We start from the raw sequence: 13,748 nt of genomic DNA on the forward strand, positions 1-13,748 counted from the left end.
GCAACGACCATGAGCGTAACCGCGCGATTCGCGCTGCCCCTGCTGTATCCCGGCCAGGCGCAGAAGGAACTGTTTCACAACGAAGCGCTGACGATAGCGGACGCGCTGATGCAGCCTTGCGTCGAAGCGATGGGAGGCAACGCGCCACCGGCCGCCCCGGCGGTGGGGCAATGCTGGATCGTTGGCGAATCGCCCACGGGAGAATGGGCGGGCGCGGCCCGGACGCTGGCGGTCTGGACCGCGGGCGGGTGGCGTTTCATCGCACCGCGCGAGGGCATGACCGCGTGGGTTTCGGCCGACGCGGTGGGCGCGCGCTTTACGGCGGGGGCGTGGCGAAACGGACGGCTGACTGCGACGCGGCTCGAGATTGACGGCGAGCCGGTGGTGGGTCCGCGCGAGCCGGCGATCGAGGATCCCGACGGTGGCGTTGTGGTGGATGTCGAGGGACGGACGGCGATCGAGGCGATCCTTGGAGCGCTCCGAAGTCACGGCCTGATCGACCCGCTCTGACTGTGACGTTCCGGCAACAGTCCCCTGATTTTGTTCGCTTGCGCGGAAACTTTCCGCACGGTAGGAAGTTAGCGCTGTCCGAAGTGGCAACCAAGAAAGGGGATTTATGATGCGGAAGCTTGCCGTAACACTGGCACTCGCTTCGACCGCGCTCGCAACGCCCGCCCTCGCCCGCGACAACGCGTGGTATGTGGGCGTCGAAGGCGGCGCGATGATCGTCGAAGATATCAGTTTCGACATCGGCGCGGCGACCGCTGCTGGCACCGTCGACCACAACTATGGCTGGGACGTCGGCGGCGTCATCGGCTACGATCTCGGTGCGTTCCGCATCGAGGCGGACGTCAGCTATCGTCGTGCAGGCGTCGATGCCTATCGTTCGACCCTGACCACGCCGGCCTACAATGCGGCCAATGCGCTGGTGAACGCGCCGGCTGGCAACTATGACTATGCTGGCGGCTCGTCGTCGGCGCTGAGCTTCATGGTCAACGGCCTGCTCGATTTCGGTGATGACGATGGCGTGCAGGGCTTCATCGGTGGTGGCGCGGGCGTGTCGCGCGTCAAGGCCGATTATGGTCTGAACACTCGCGGTTCGTTCCTCGACGATTCGGACACCGTGTTCGCGTGGCAGGTTCTCGCCGGTCTGCGTCAGCCGATCAGCGACAACATCGACGTGACGCTGAAGTATCGCTTCTTCAACGCCGACAACGTCAAGCTGGTCGACGTGACCGGCCGTCAGTTCGACGGTCGCTTCCGTTCGCACAGCATCCTGGGTGGCGTGACCTTCAACTTCGGCGAACCGGCAGCTCCGCCGCCGCCGCCGCCGCCGCCGCCGGTCGAGGTGCCGCCTCCGCCGCCGCCGCCGCCGCCGCCGCCGCCGCCGCCGACCCCTTGCACTCCTGGACCGTACATCGTGTTCTTCGAGTGGGATAAGTCGGACATCACGCCTGAGGCTGCCGGCATTCTCGACAATGCGATCTCGGCATACCAGAACTGCGGTAACGCGCAGGTCATGCTGGCGGGCCACGCCGACCGTTCGGGTTCGGCGAGCTACAACGTCGGTCTGTCGCAGCGCCGTGCGGACTCCGTGAAGGGGTATCTGACCGGTCGCGGCATCGCCGACGGCACGATCAGCACGGAAGCGTTCGGCGAAAGCCGTCCGCGCGTCGAGACCGCCGATGGCGTCCGCGAGCTGCAGAACCGCCGCGTGGAAATCACTTACGGTCCGGGTTCGGGCATGTAAGCCGCGCGGTCCGCTCCGCGGATCGACAAGAATTGGGGAGGCTGGGCAACCAGCCTCCCTTTTTCTTTGTGCGCAAGTTACGCCAAGGTCCGTGGTTCCGGTTGGTCAAGGATTCTGCCGGCAGTCATCGACTGCTGCCACTTCCTGACATTCCCCTGATGTAGCATCGTCATCGAATCCCCACGGAGCGACCATCGATGACCCTGACCGCCACCTGCCATTGCGGCGCCACCAAGATCGCGTTGCCGCATCCGCCGACCGAAGCGAAGCAGTGCAACTGCACCTATTGCTTCAAGACCGGGGCGATCTGGAGCTATTTTCCGCCCGACGCGATCACGATCCTGTCGGGTGAAGCGGACAAGATCTATTCCGCGAGCGGTGGCATGAACCAGCACCATTTCTGCGGCCAGTGCGGGAGCAGCAGCTGGGGCGATTCACCGGATTGGGCATCGGTGTACAATGCGGATGGGACGCCGAAGAACGGCGATCCGAACAGCTTCCCTTCCACCCGCATCGCCGCGATCAACATTCGTTTGATCGACGATTTCGATATTTCGACGGTGAAGATCGAGCAGGTCGACGGCCGTAACAGCTGGTGATCGCGACGGCCCCCGTCTTGAGAAAGCAGGACAGGGCGGCCAAGCTGAGCCGATGCCGATCTCTCCCTCCGTGCACGAAACCGACTCGGTTTCTGGCGATGCCATGTGCTTTGCGGCTGATGGCGCGGAGCGGCTCGACGGCGCGGCTCGGCTCGTGCTGGGAGAGATCGAACGCGCGATTGTGCCGCTTGCCCGCGATCGACCGGGCCTGCGGCTGTGGGGCGTTTCCGAACTGAATACATTGCTCGATCCAGTCGGCGCGATCGGCACGCTGATCGCGCCTTTCGCGGGCGCGGCAGCTCGCCCGGTGCGCGCAATATTGTTCGACAAGAACCCGGCAACCAATTGGTCGCTGGCCTGGCATCAGGATCGTACCATCTGCGTGCGCGAACGTCGGGATGTGCCCGGCTTTGGTCCGTGGACGGTCAAGTCCGGTCTGCTGCATGTCGCGCCGCCCTTCGACCTGCTCGAGCGGATGGTGACGATCCGCATTCATCTCGACGACGTATCCGCAGAGAATGCGCCCTTGCTGATCGCGCCCGGATCACATCGCTTCGGACTCGTCCGCGAGGAGGCGATCGACGCTGTCGTTGCCCGGTGCGGCGTTCATGTCTGCACCGCGCGCGCGGCAGACATCTGGGTGTATGCGACGCCGATCCTGCATGCGTCCGAAGCGGCACTGAATCCCGGGACTCGCCGTGTGCTGCAGGTCGACTATGCGGGCTTCGAGCTTCCGGCTGGCCTGCTTTGGTCAGGGATCTGATCGTCGCGGAGGTTTGAATTGCACCGCAGCGACGGACGCGCATGATGCGCGGCGAATGAAACACGAAACCTTTCACGTCCGGTCTTTTCGCGACGGCGCGATCATCGCCGTCGATGCGTGTTCGGGGCGTTCGTTCGCGCGTCACGCGCATGATGAGTACGGCGTCGGGTTGGTCACGCATGGCGCGCAGCGATCATGGAGCGGGCGCGGGCTGGTGGAAGCGGTCAAGGGTAATCTCATCACCGTGAACCCCGGCGAGTTGCACGACGGCGTTCCGCTGGGCAACGCGCGCTCCTGGTCGATGCTCTACTTTTCGCAGGCCGCTGTCGGTGCCGCCATCAGCGATCTTGAAGAGGGGCAGTGTACGCTACGCGAGCTGCATGCGCCCGTCGTGGACGATTCACGCCTCGCCCGGCTCTTTGTCGAGATCCGGCAGGCGATCGCGCGCGACGAGGAGAAGGAAGCGTTTGAAGAGCGGCTGCTGTCGCTCTTTGGGCATCTGTTGGGCATCGGTCTGACACCGATCGCCAATATTCCACATCGGTTGGCGCAGGTTCGCGAACGGATCGATGACAAACCGTCCGACCCACACGCCCTGGCCGATCTCGCGGCCTTGGCCGGTCTCAGCCGCTACCAGACGTTGCGGGCCTTCTCGCGGCTGACCGGACTCACCCCCCACAGCTATGTGGTGCAACGCCGCCTTGATGCCGTTCGAAGATCAATCCGCGATGGCTCGACGTTGGCGGACGCGGCTGCAGAGGCTGGCTTTGCCGATCAGAGCCACATGCACCGCAGTTTCGTTGTCCGTTATGGCTTCACGCCGGGCGCCTATGCCCAGGCCCATCGACGCCGTGCAATTTCGTTCAAGAAAGCGCCCTTGGATTCGCGCTAGCCCGGCACCGGCGCGAAGCGGAGGGCTGAGACGATGAGGAAGAAGGACCAGACACCGACAGAGGTGGTGATCCGGCGGTGTGATCTGGCCGACCTCGCTGAAACGCTCGCGATCATCAACGCCGCAGCGGAGGCGTATCGTGGCGTGATTCCGGCCGATCGCTGGCACGACCCCTATATGTCGAGCGATGCGTTGCTGTCCGAACTCAGCGATGGCGTGATGTTCAGTGGTTGCGTCGCGCACGGGCGGCTGATCGGGGTGATGGGCGTGCAGCGCCGGCACAATGTCGATCTCATCCGTCACGCCTATGTCCTGCCCGAGTGGCAGGGGCACGGCATCGGTTCAACGCTGCTCCGATACTTTTGCGACGACGTCGAACGGCCGATCCTGATCGGCACATGGGCGGCGGCGGACTGGGCGATCCGCTTCTATGAGCGGCATGGCTTCGCGCGCGTGAGCGAGCGCGATATCGCCCCACTTCTCGAAACCTATTGGAAGGTGCCAGCGCGGCAGGTCGCGACCTCGGTCGTTCTGACCTCGCCTGTGCTGTCGAGCGAAACGGTGGATAGCCTGATCGCCGAAGTTGCTGGCTGACCGGAGTAGATCCGTTAGCGCTCCGCGCTAAGCGCCGCCGCCAGCCAGTCTGGCATCAACGCATCGCCCAGTGCTTCGACCCGCCGATGCTCGACCATCAGGCCAAGGTCGGGATAGGCCGCTCGAGTGCGGTCACCCATCTCGCCCAGCGGCGCAACGACGAGGCGGCGGTTGATCTTGGCGCGCCAGTTCATCCGCGCGGTATTCTCCTGGCCGACATAGCACCCCTTGCCGAAGCTCACACCGTTGAGCTCGATCGCGTTGCATTCGAGCCAGAGCGTCTTGTCCTGGCCGAGTTCGGCGATGCCTTCGGTCACGCCAAGGCACAGGCGATGTTCGAGCCAGCCTATCGCGGCCTCGCCGCCCGCTTCTCCCAACCAGCGATAGCCAAGCGCCGCGAGGCGCGGATCGGCGAAACCCGTCCCGGCATCGGCCGACCAGTGGACGCCACCTTCGGCCGCTTCGATCACGATCGGCCGGCGCAGGCGATAGATCGACAGTCGCCGGATCAGCGCTTCGCGCTGTTCCATCTCGCAATCGATCAGGATCGCTTCCCCGTCATCCCACAGGATGAAGTCGAAGAGTGCCTTGCCCTGCGCGGTGAGCAACCCAGCCCATTGCGGCGCATCGGGCGCCACGGCGTTGAGATCCTGCGTTACAAGCCCTTGCAGGAAGCCGCGCACATCCTCCCCGGAAACGCGAATGAGGGCACGATCGGCGAGCAGGGTGGCCCGAACTTGGCTGGTCTCTGTCATGCCGAACAGGTAGGACGCCGGAAGCGACTGCAAAAGAGGCTGATATGGCGACCTTCGATCTCAAGCTCACCGGCGGCACGGTGCACCTGCCCGGCGGCCCCGCCCAGGTCGATATCGGCGTGCGCGACGGCAAGATCGTCGCGATCGGTGCCACCGGCGACGCCGGCGAGACGATCGACTGTACCGGCCTCGATATCCTGCCCGGCGTGATCGACAGCCAGGTCCATTTCCGCGAGCCGGGGCTCGAGGCCAAGGAAGACCTTGAATCCGGCAGCCGCGCCGCGGTGCTGGGCGGGGTGACCGCGGTGTTCGAGATGCCGAACACCAAGCCCAACACCGACACCGCCGACGCGGTGAACGACAAGCTCGCGCGCGCCAAGGACCGGATGTGGTGCGACCACGCCTTCTATGTCGGCGCGACCAACAACAACGCCGCCGACCTGGCCGAGCTCGAGCGGATGCCGGGCACCGCCGGGGTCAAGATCTTCATGGGCGCCTCGACCGGCGATCTGCTGGTGTCGGACGACGCCAATCTCGCGCGCGTGCTCGCTTCGGGCCATCGCCGCGTCGCGATCCATGCCGAGGACGAATTCCGCATGAACGATCGCGAGGGCGAGCGCGTCGCCGGCGATCCGTCCTCGCACCCGGTGTGGCGCGACGACGAAAGCGCGATCATGGCCACGCGCCGGATCCTGAAACTCGCGCGCGAGGCGCGGCGCCGCATCCACGTCCTCCACGTCACCACCCCCGCCGAGCTGGAGCTGCTCGGCCAGCATAAGGACATCGCGACGTGCGAGGTGACGCCCCAGCATCTGACGCTGGCGGGCGAGGACGCCTATCCGCGTCTTGGTACCTATGCCCAGATGAACCCGCCGATCCGTTCGGCCGCGCATCGCGACGGGCTGTGGCACTGGCTCAACCAGGGCGTGCCCGATGTGCTCGGCTCCGACCACGCCCCGCACACGATCGAGGAGAAGGCCAAGCCCTATCCGTCCTCACCCAGCGGCATGCCCGGGGTGCAGACGCTGCTGCCGCTGCTGCTCGACCATGTCGCCAAGGGGCGCACGACGCTCGCGCGACTGATCGATCTCACCAGCGCCGGGCCGCAACGCGTGTTCGGGCTGGTGGGCAAGGGCCGGATCGCCGCCGGCTATGACGCGGACTTCACCGTGGTCGATTTGAAGAAGCAGTGGACCGTCGAGGAAAGCTGGCTCGCCTCGCGCTGCGGCTGGTCGCCGTTCACCGGGGACCAGCTCACCGGCAAGCCGATCGGCACGATCATTCGCGGGCGTCAGGTGATGTGGGACGGCCAGCTCGCCAATGCCGCGCATGGTCGCCCGGTACGGTTCGAGGCGGTCGAGTTCGGTTGATCCAAGCCCCTTCCCTAAAGGGGAGGGCTACGTTCTTACTCCGCCGCGTCGGCCACCGCCTCGCGCTCGGCCTGCTGGCGCGCCCACATCTCGGCATAGACGCCGCGCAGTTCCAGCAGCTGGGCATGCGTGCCCTGCTCGGCGATACGCCCGGCCTCCAGCACCACGATGCGGTCGGCATTGACCACCGTCGATAGCCGATGCGCGATCACGATCGTGGTCCGTCCGCGCTCGATCGCCTCCAGCGTGTCGAGAATCTCCGCCTCCGTCCGCGAATCCAGCGCGCTGGTCGCCTCGTCCAGGATCAGGATCGGCGGATCCTTGAGCAACGTGCGCGCGATCGCGACGCGCTGCTTCTCTCCCCCGGACAGCTTCAGCCCGCGCTCCCCGACACGCGTGTCGTAGCCGCTCGGCATGCTCTCGATGAACCCGGCGATCGCCGCGCCGCGTGCCGCCGCCGCGACCTGCTCGGGCGTGGCGCCTTCGCGGCCATAGGCGATGTTGTAGCCGACCGTGTCGTTGAACAGCACCGTGTCCTGCGGGACGATGCCGATCGCGGCGCGCAAGGATGCCTGCGTCACCTGGCTGATATCCTGTCCGTCGATCGTCACCCGCCCGCCGGTAAGGTCGTAGAAGCGATAGAGGATGCGTGCGAGCGTCGACTTGCCCGCACCCGATGGCCCGACCACGGCGACCGTCTGGCCCGGCGCGATGACCAGATCGATGCCCTTCAGGATGTCGCGCTCGGCATCATAGCCGAAATGCACATCCTCGAACCGCACCTCGCCCCGTGACACCTGCAGCGCGGCGGCGCCGGGCGCATCCTTCACCTCGGCATCGGTATCGATCAGGTCGAACATCGCGCCCATGTCGATCACGCCCTGGCGGATCGTGCGATAGACCCAGCCGAGCATGTCGAGCGGACGGAACAGCTGGCTCAGCAGTGTCGAGACGAACACGACGTCGCCCGCGGTGAAGTCGCCCGAGGACCAGCCCCAGGCGACCACCGCCATCCCAGCGCCCAGCATCACATTGGTGATCAGCGACTGGCCCATGTTGAGCCAGGCGAGCGAGTTCTCGCTCTTCACCGCCGCCTTGGCATAGGCGTCGACGGCAGCCGAATAGCGGTCGGCCTCGCGCTTCTCGGCGTTGAAATATTTCACCGTCTCGAAATTCAGCAGCGAATCCACTGCGTGCGCGACCGCGCCGGTGTCGAGGTCGTTCATCTGCTCGCGCAGCTTGGAGCGCCAGTCGGTAATCCAGCGCGTGAAGGCGATGTAGATGATGACCATCGCCATGGTCGACGCGACCAGCCACCAGCCGAACTTGCTGCCGAAGATCTGCAGCACCAGCGCGAGTTCCAGGATCGTCGGGGCGATGTTGAAGAGCAGGAAGTAAAGCATCGAATCGATGCTCTTGGTGCCGCGTTCGACCACCTTGGTGACGGCACCTGTGCGGCGCTCGAGGTGGAAGCGCAACGACAGCTGGTGGAGGTGGCGGAAGGTGACGATGGCGAGCCGCCGCGTCGCGTCCTGCCCGACCTTCTCGAACACCGCGTTGCGCAGATTGTCGAACAATGTGGTGAACAGCCGCGCGGCGGCATAACCGATGACCATCAGGATGACGAAGGTCACCACGCCGCGGTCGTTCAGCGCCATGCTGTCGACCGCAGCCTTGAGCGCATAGGCCGCGCCATAGACCTGGACCACCTTGGACAGCAGCACCAGCAGCAGCGCGCCGATGATGCGCGCCTTCAATCCCGGCATTCCGACGGGCCAGAGATAGGGGAGGAAGCGTCGGAGCGTGGCGAACAACGGGCGTTCGCCGCCGGTGGAAGCGGTCTGTGGCGGCATGGGCGCCAATCTGGGGCTGCCAGGCCCCGGATGCAACAAAGCTCCACCGCCATCCGTTATGATGGCGAGGAGCGAGACGATGGAACCCGTTTTCTACGTAATGGCGATCCTTGGCTGCGGCGACGATCAGTCGCAATGTCGCGAGGCGCGGGTCGAGCCGGTCCGGTATGAGAGCGCGGCGCACTGCCAGGCCGCGATGACGCAGGTACTCCCCCGCCACGCCGATCTGTCCTTCCCGGTAATCGTTGCCGCGTGCCAGCGCCGTGGCGAGCAGATGGCGCGCACCGAAACGCGGGTGCCGCGCGGTTAGGGGTTTTTGCGCGTTCCGTGATAATCTCCCTCCCCGACAGGGGAGAGCGCGATGCGAAAGTTCCTCGGGATTCTGGCAGGCCTCGCCGCGTTGATCGCGGTCGTGTGGATCGCCGAAGCGATCGGCCACAGTATCTGGCCGCCGCCGCCCGGCCTGAACCCTGCCGATCCCGCCCAGCTTGCCGGGCTGATGAGTCAGATTCCGCTGCCGGCAAAGGTCGCGGTGGTGGTCGCGTGGTTCCTGGGCGCGCTGGCCGGAGCCTGGGTGGCGAACCGGATCGCGCGCTGGCCGAGCGCGGGCTGGATCGTCGTCGCGATCGGCATCGCCTTCGGGGTGGCGACCCTGTTCGTGATCCCGCATCCGCTCTGGATGCAGATCGCAGCGGTGGCGGCGCCCCTGTCAGGCGGGTGTATCGGCTCACGGCTGTCGGTTTGGCCCGCCTGAGGGTTCAGCAGCGTACGATGGGCAGCGCCCACAGGATCTGATCGCGCAACAGCGCTTCAAGCTCCTCCGCGCCGGCATTGTGCGCGGCGGCGCGTTTGCGCAGCAGGGTGAGCAAAAGATCCGCGCGGCTCGCGGGCGGGGCGGGGGCTGCACGGCCCTTCGCGAGCGCGCGGGAGAGGTTAAGCGATAACGCGGTCATACCGATCCCCGTTATGCGTCGTTCCCATTTCCGGGCCGTCGCCGAACGCGGTTAACGCGGCCGAAGCCAAAGGTCCGCCGGACGTGGAGCTGGGGGATAGAGGCGGGCGCGGAAAGCGGCTTGCGGCAACGCGCGCGCCAGCCAGCCGAGCTTCTGCCAGTTGCTGGTCGCGGCGCGATGGTCCCAGGCATGCCCGCCGCGAGCCACCACTTCGCGCGCGATGCCGCCATAGATTCCGGTCGCCGCCAGCACCGCCCAGGCGGAGCGGAAGCCGAGCGCTGGGGTCCCGTGTCGCGCGCTCGCGCCATAGGATTCGGCCATGTCTCCCAGCCATTTCGCGATGACGACAAGCCGCGGCCGGAAGGGCGGCTTCATGTGCTGGCCCGGCGGGATATCCATCTCGACCAGCCAGTCGACGGGCAGATAGCAGCGGCCGATGCGGTCGTCGGCCTCGATATCGCGCGCGATGTTGGCGAGCTGGAACGCGATGCCGAGATCACAGGCGCGGTCGAGCGTCGCCTCGTCCCTGGGATCGACCCCCATCACCACCGCCATCATGCACCCGACCGCGCCCGCGACATGGTAGCAATAGCGCAGCAGATCGTCCTCGCTGCGCGGGAACCACCCCTTTGCGTCGAGCGCGAACCCCTCGATCAGGTCGTGGACGAAGCGGTGCGGCAGGTCGATTTCCCGCGCGACGATCCCTAGCGCGTCGAACGCCGGATCCCCCGTCGCTTCCCCCGCCAGCGCCGTGCCGGTCAGGTTGCGGATCTGTGCCAGCCGCGCCGCCGGGTCGGTGACCGGCTTGGCATCGTGCCCCAGCTCCTGTCCATCCGCGAGATCATCGCACGCACGGCACCAGGCGTAGAGCAGCCAGGCCCGCTCGCGCGTCGCCGGATCGAAGATCTGGCTCGCCATCGCGAAGCTGCGCGATCCGCGCGCGATACTGTCCTGCGCCGCCGCGACCACCAGGGCGCGGCTGGGCGGGCTCACAGGTCCTTGCTGCCGATCTGACCGATCGTCGTCGCGGGGACGTGCGCGGCCATCTTGTCCAGCAGACCGTCGAGTTGATCGTCGATGATCAGCAGCCCCTGGTGCTGCGGCCGCAGAAACCCGACTTCCCCCATCGTCTTCACGAACGCGATCAGCCCGTCATAGAAGTTGGCGGTGTTGAGCAGGCCCACCGGCTTGGCGTGATAGCCGATCTGCGCCCAGCTCATCGCTTCCCACAGCTCATCCATCGTCCCGGTGCCGCCGGGCAAGGTGATGAAGCCGTCCGAAATGTCGGTGAAGGCCTGTTTGCGCTCGTGCATCGTGCGGACGATGTGCAGCTCGGTGCAGCCGCGATGCGCCACCTCGGCATCGACCAGCGCCTGCGGGATCACGCCGATCACCTCGCCGCCCGCCTCCAGCGCCGCGTCCGCCACCGCGCCCATCAGCCCCAGCCGCCCGCCGCCATAGACCACGCCGATCCCGCGCTCGGCCAGGGTGCGGCCGACGAAGCGGGCATTCTCGACATAGACGGGGTCGCTCGGCGTGGCCGAGCCGCAATAAATGGCGAGACGCTTCAGGGGAATCATGGTTGCTCCAGCATGAGCGTGGCGGTGGCTTTCGCGCTACCGACCACGCCGGGAATGCCCGCGCCCGGATGCGTGCCGGCGCCGACGAAATAGAGGTTGTCGATCGATGGGTCGCGGTTGTGCGCACGGAAATAGGCGCTCTGCGACAGGGTCGGCTCCAGGCTGAACGCGCTGCCCAGATGCGCGCCAAGATCGTCGCGGAAATCGCTGGGCGCGTAGCTGAACTTGGTGACGATCCGCTCATGGATGTCGGGGATCAGCCGCCGCCCGACCTCGTCGAGGATACGCTTCTCCAGCACCGGGGCGATATCGCTCCAGTCGACCGGGAACTTGCCGAGATGCGGCACCGGCGCGAGCGCGTAGAAGGTCGAATGGCCCTCCGGCGCCAGGCTGGGATCGGTCACGGTCGGGTGGTGGAGATAGAGCGAGAAGTCCTGGCTCAGCACGCCATGGTCGTAAATGTCCTCGAGCAGGCCCTTATAGCGCGGGCCGAACAGGATCATGTGGTGCGGGATGCCCGGCCAGGTGCCCTTGATCCCGAAATGGACGAGGAACAATGAGGGCGAGAAGCGCTTCTTCTCGAGCCGCGCCGCGGTGCGCTGCGCGCTGCGTGAGGTTTTGAGCAGGTCGCGATAGCTGTGGATCAGGTCGGCGTTGCTCGCGATCGCATCGGCCTCGAACCGCTCGCCGCTCTTCGTCACCACCGCTGTCGCGCGCTCGCCCAGCGTCTCGATCTCCGCCACCGGATCGCCGAGCCTCAGCACCCCGCCCAGCCGCTCGAACAGCCGCACCATCCCCGCGACCAGCCGGTTGGTGCCGCCGATCGCGCACCATACCCCGCTGTCGCGCTCAAGCTTGTGGATCAGCGCATAGATGGCGCTGGTCGTCATCGGATTGCCGCCGACCAGCAGCGTGTGGAACGACAGCGCCTGGCGCAGCTTTTCGTTCTTCACGAACGACGACACCATCGAATAGACGCTGCGCCACGCCTGGTATTTCGCCAGATGGGGCGCCGCCTTGATCATCGATCTGAAGTCGAGAAACGCCACATGGCCGAGCTTCTCATAGCCCTCGCGGTACACCCCCGCCGAATAGTCGAGGAAGCGGCGATATCCGGCGATGTCGGCGGGATCGAGCTTGGCGATCTCGCTGGTCAGCACCGCATCGTCATTGGTGTAGTCGAAGCTGGTCCCGTCGACCCAGTTGAGGCGGTAGAAGGGGTTGACCGGTGCCAGCGTGACGTCGTCGGCCATGCGATGGCCCGACAATGCCCACAATTCCTCCAGCGCCTCGGGCGCGGTGATCACGGTCGGCCCGGCGTCGAAGGTGAAGCCGTCCTTCTCCCAATAGTAAGCGCGGCCGCCGGGCTTGTCCCGCGCCTCGACCAGCACGGTATCGACCCCCGCGGATTGCAGCCGGATCGCGAGCGCCAACCCGCCGAACCCCGCACCGATGACGACTGCCCGCTTCACATGGTTCCCCTGATCGCCTGCCAGGCGCGTCCGATCGGCACCGGCGGTTTGCCCGCCAGCACCCGTGCGCGATCCAGCAGGCTCGACTGGCCCGCATAGAAGCGTGCGATCAGCCCCGCGTCCAGTCGATAGAAGCGTTCGAGGATACGATAACGCGCTTCCGGCTCGGCGGCGCGGAACAACATGGCGGAGAGGATGCGGTAGAATCCGCGCTTCTGCCACTGGCGCCGGGCATGGCCATAGGTCAGCTCGTGCAGCGCGGTGCCGTCGAGATTGGTCGCATCGGCGACCAGCCGCGCCAGTCGCACCGCATCGGGCAGCGAATAGCCGGTGACCGGGTGGAACAGTCCGGCGCGCATCCCGCCCTTGGCGACGCGATTGCCGCCCGACCGCCAATATTCCTCGAAATCCCCGCCCATCGCGACCGGCAACACGCCGGTTTCCTCGCGCGGCACCGCCTCGACGGCGATGTTGCGCGCGCGCGTCCAGGCGTCGATCCGCTGGCGCAGTATGTCGGCATCGATCTCCGGCGTATCGCTGTAATAGGTATCCTCGACGAACAGCCGCGTCGGTGAGAAGGGCAGCGCATAGACGAAGCGATAGCCGTCGAGCTGCGCGACCGTCGCGTCCATCACGATCGGGCGCTTCAGATCGTGCGGCTCGGCCAGCGCCAGCTCCTGGCCCAGGAACTTCTGCCAGCCCAGGTCGAGCTTGGAGAGGTCGCCCGGTCCCCGGCAATCGATCACCCCGCCCGCCTCGACCCGGTCGCCATCGGCCAGCACCACCGCGCGCGCGCTGGCGCCCAGCACCTTGCGCCCGCTCATGACAGCGCCCTCGGGACAGGCGGCGCGCACCACCCGGTCGAACCGCTCGGACTCGATCGAGTAATAGGGCGCCTTCAGCGTGCGGGCATGCTCCGGAAAGGCCGCGTCATAGCTCGCCCAGCCATAGGAAATCAGCGGCGCGACCAGCCAGCGATCGGCGGCCGCGATGTCGCTGGCGAAGAAGGACCACAGGTGATCGCCGCCCAGTCGCTCGCCACCCTCGATGATGCGCAGGTTGAGGTCGGGACGTTGCTTGCGCAGGGCGAGGGCGATGAGCCCGCCGGCAAGCCCGCCGCCGACAATGGCAAGGTCACAATGGTGGATGGCTGGCATCGCCGCCGCT

The 13,748-nt window shown here is 66.4% G+C and carries 16 protein-coding genes; 9 read left to right on the top strand and 7 right to left on the bottom strand.

The window, feature by feature from the left end; all coding sequences use genetic code 11:
- Positions 1–9 precede the first annotated feature (9 nt).
- From AC07M1_RS01710 to AC07M1_RS01735, 6 genes are all read left to right on the top strand, one after another.
- Positions 10–510, top strand: coding sequence for a DUF2793 domain-containing protein (locus AC07M1_RS01710; RefSeq protein ID WP_495160840.1), 501 nt, complete (start codon positions 10–12; stop codon positions 508–510).
- Positions 511–619: 109 nt separating this feature from the next.
- On the top strand, positions 620–1,750 hold the full coding sequence (locus tag AC07M1_RS01715) for an OmpA family protein (protein WP_495160841.1): 1,131 nt from the start codon (positions 620–622) through the stop codon (positions 1,748–1,750).
- A gap of 197 nt (positions 1,751–1,947) precedes the next feature.
- On the top strand, positions 1,948–2,349 hold the full coding sequence (locus tag AC07M1_RS01720) for a GFA family protein (protein WP_495160842.1): 402 nt from the start codon (positions 1,948–1,950) through the stop codon (positions 2,347–2,349).
- 70 nt (positions 2,350–2,419) lie between these two features.
- Positions 2,420–3,112, top strand: coding sequence for a phytanoyl-CoA dioxygenase family protein (locus AC07M1_RS01725; RefSeq protein WP_495160843.1), 693 nt, complete (start codon positions 2,420–2,422; stop codon positions 3,110–3,112).
- Positions 3,113–3,167: 55 nt separating this feature from the next.
- Positions 3,168–4,004 (top strand): AraC family transcriptional regulator, encoded by an 837-nt coding sequence (locus AC07M1_RS01730; protein WP_495160844.1) that lies wholly within the window; start codon positions 3,168–3,170, stop codon positions 4,002–4,004.
- Positions 4,005–4,037: 33 nt separating this feature from the next.
- The gene (locus AC07M1_RS01735; protein ID WP_495160845.1) at positions 4,038–4,598 is read left to right on the top strand and encodes a GNAT family N-acetyltransferase; all 561 of its coding nucleotides are present in this window, start codon (positions 4,038–4,040) and stop codon (positions 4,596–4,598) included.
- A 14-nt stretch (positions 4,599–4,612) separates the two neighbouring features.
- Here the strand turns inward: AC07M1_RS01735 and ygfZ are convergent, their stop codons facing one another.
- Positions 4,613–5,353 (bottom strand): CAF17-like 4Fe-4S cluster assembly/insertion protein YgfZ, encoded by a 741-nt coding sequence (gene ygfZ, locus AC07M1_RS01740; RefSeq protein ID WP_495160846.1) that lies wholly within the window; start codon positions 5,351–5,353, stop codon positions 4,613–4,615.
- Between the two features lie 44 nt (positions 5,354–5,397).
- Here ygfZ and AC07M1_RS01745 point away from each other — a divergent pair, with 44 nt between their 5' ends.
- A complete protein-coding gene (locus tag AC07M1_RS01745; protein WP_495160847.1) occupies positions 5,398–6,723 on the top strand; it encodes a dihydroorotase in 1,326 nt (441 codons plus the stop codon).
- A 35-nt stretch (positions 6,724–6,758) separates the two neighbouring features.
- Here AC07M1_RS01745 and AC07M1_RS01750 read toward each other — a convergent pair whose 3' ends face one another.
- Entirely contained in the window at positions 6,759–8,576 is a 1,818-nt protein-coding gene (locus AC07M1_RS01750) for an ABCB family ABC transporter ATP-binding protein/permease (RefSeq protein ID WP_495160848.1), read from the bottom strand.
- Between the two features lie 79 nt (positions 8,577–8,655).
- On the opposite strand from AC07M1_RS01750, the gene AC07M1_RS01755 reads away from it, so the two are divergent.
- Together AC07M1_RS01755 and AC07M1_RS01760 are read left to right on the top strand one after the other, a co-directional pair.
- The gene (locus tag AC07M1_RS01755; protein ID WP_495160849.1) at positions 8,656–8,886 is read left to right on the top strand and encodes a hypothetical protein; all 231 of its coding nucleotides are present in this window, start codon (positions 8,656–8,658) and stop codon (positions 8,884–8,886) included.
- Positions 8,887–8,937: 51 nt separating this feature from the next.
- Entirely contained in the window at positions 8,938–9,330 is a 393-nt protein-coding gene (locus AC07M1_RS01760; protein ID WP_495160850.1) for a hypothetical protein, read from the top strand.
- 4 nt (positions 9,331–9,334) lie between these two features.
- Here AC07M1_RS01760 and AC07M1_RS01765 read toward each other — a convergent pair whose 3' ends face one another.
- From AC07M1_RS01765 to crtY, 5 genes are read right to left on the bottom strand one after another with little or no spacing between them, the layout of a single operon-like run.
- Complete coding sequence (locus AC07M1_RS01765) at positions 9,335–9,529, bottom strand: hypothetical protein (RefSeq protein ID WP_495160851.1); 195 nt, start codon at positions 9,527–9,529, stop codon at positions 9,335–9,337.
- A 51-nt stretch (positions 9,530–9,580) separates the two neighbouring features.
- Positions 9,581–10,501 carry a phytoene/squalene synthase family protein gene (locus tag AC07M1_RS01770; protein ID WP_495162793.1) on the bottom strand — a complete coding sequence of 307 codons (921 nt, stop codon included), beginning with the start codon at positions 10,499–10,501 and terminating at the stop codon, positions 9,581–9,583.
- A gap of 17 nt (positions 10,502–10,518) precedes the next feature.
- Positions 10,519–11,100, bottom strand: coding sequence for an LOG family protein (locus tag AC07M1_RS01775; protein WP_495162794.1), 582 nt, complete (start codon positions 11,098–11,100; stop codon positions 10,519–10,521).
- Positions 11,101–11,105: 5 nt separating this feature from the next.
- Positions 11,106–12,581, bottom strand: a complete 1,476-nt coding sequence (locus tag AC07M1_RS01780; RefSeq protein ID WP_495160852.1) for a phytoene desaturase — start codon at positions 12,579–12,581, stop codon at positions 11,106–11,108.
- Positions 12,578–13,738 carry a lycopene beta-cyclase CrtY gene (gene crtY / locus AC07M1_RS01785; RefSeq protein WP_495160853.1) on the bottom strand — a complete coding sequence of 387 codons (1,161 nt, stop codon included), beginning with the start codon at positions 13,736–13,738 and terminating at the stop codon, positions 12,578–12,580. The genes AC07M1_RS01780 and crtY overlap by 4 nt, the downstream gene beginning before the upstream one ends.
- Positions 13,739–13,748: the final 10 nt, after the last annotated feature.

The organism is Sphingomonas sp. GW821-FHT10C01, assembly GCF_059415525.1.

Excerpts from the sequence above, each read along its gene's own strand:
- AC07M1_RS01735 (WP_495160845.1), top strand. The coding sequence starts at position 4,038 with ATGAGGAAGAAGGACCAGACACCGACAGAGGTGGTGATCCGGCGGTGT.
- AC07M1_RS01715 (WP_495160841.1), top strand. The coding sequence starts at position 620 with ATGCGGAAGCTTGCCGTAACACTGGCACTCGCTTCGACCGCGCTCGCA.
- crtY (WP_495160853.1), bottom strand. The coding sequence starts at position 13,738 with ATGCCAGCCATCCACCATTGTGACCTTGCCATTGTCGGCGGCGGGCTT.
- AC07M1_RS01745 (WP_495160847.1), top strand. The coding sequence starts at position 5,398 with ATGGCGACCTTCGATCTCAAGCTCACCGGCGGCACGGTGCACCTGCCC.
- AC07M1_RS01760 (WP_495160850.1), top strand. The coding sequence starts at position 8,938 with ATGCGAAAGTTCCTCGGGATTCTGGCAGGCCTCGCCGCGTTGATCGCG.
- AC07M1_RS01755 (WP_495160849.1), top strand. The coding sequence starts at position 8,656 with ATGGAACCCGTTTTCTACGTAATGGCGATCCTTGGCTGCGGCGACGAT.
- AC07M1_RS01765 (WP_495160851.1), bottom strand. The coding sequence starts at position 9,529 with ATGACCGCGTTATCGCTTAACCTCTCCCGCGCGCTCGCGAAGGGCCGT.
- ygfZ (WP_495160846.1), bottom strand. The coding sequence starts at position 5,353 with ATGACAGAGACCAGCCAAGTTCGGGCCACCCTGCTCGCCGATCGTGCC.
- AC07M1_RS01720 (WP_495160842.1), top strand. The coding sequence starts at position 1,948 with ATGACCCTGACCGCCACCTGCCATTGCGGCGCCACCAAGATCGCGTTG.
- AC07M1_RS01730 (WP_495160844.1), top strand. The coding sequence starts at position 3,168 with ATGAAACACGAAACCTTTCACGTCCGGTCTTTTCGCGACGGCGCGATC.
- AC07M1_RS01750 (WP_495160848.1), bottom strand. The coding sequence starts at position 8,576 with ATGCCGCCACAGACCGCTTCCACCGGCGGCGAACGCCCGTTGTTCGCC.
- AC07M1_RS01710 (WP_495160840.1), top strand. The coding sequence starts at position 10 with ATGAGCGTAACCGCGCGATTCGCGCTGCCCCTGCTGTATCCCGGCCAG.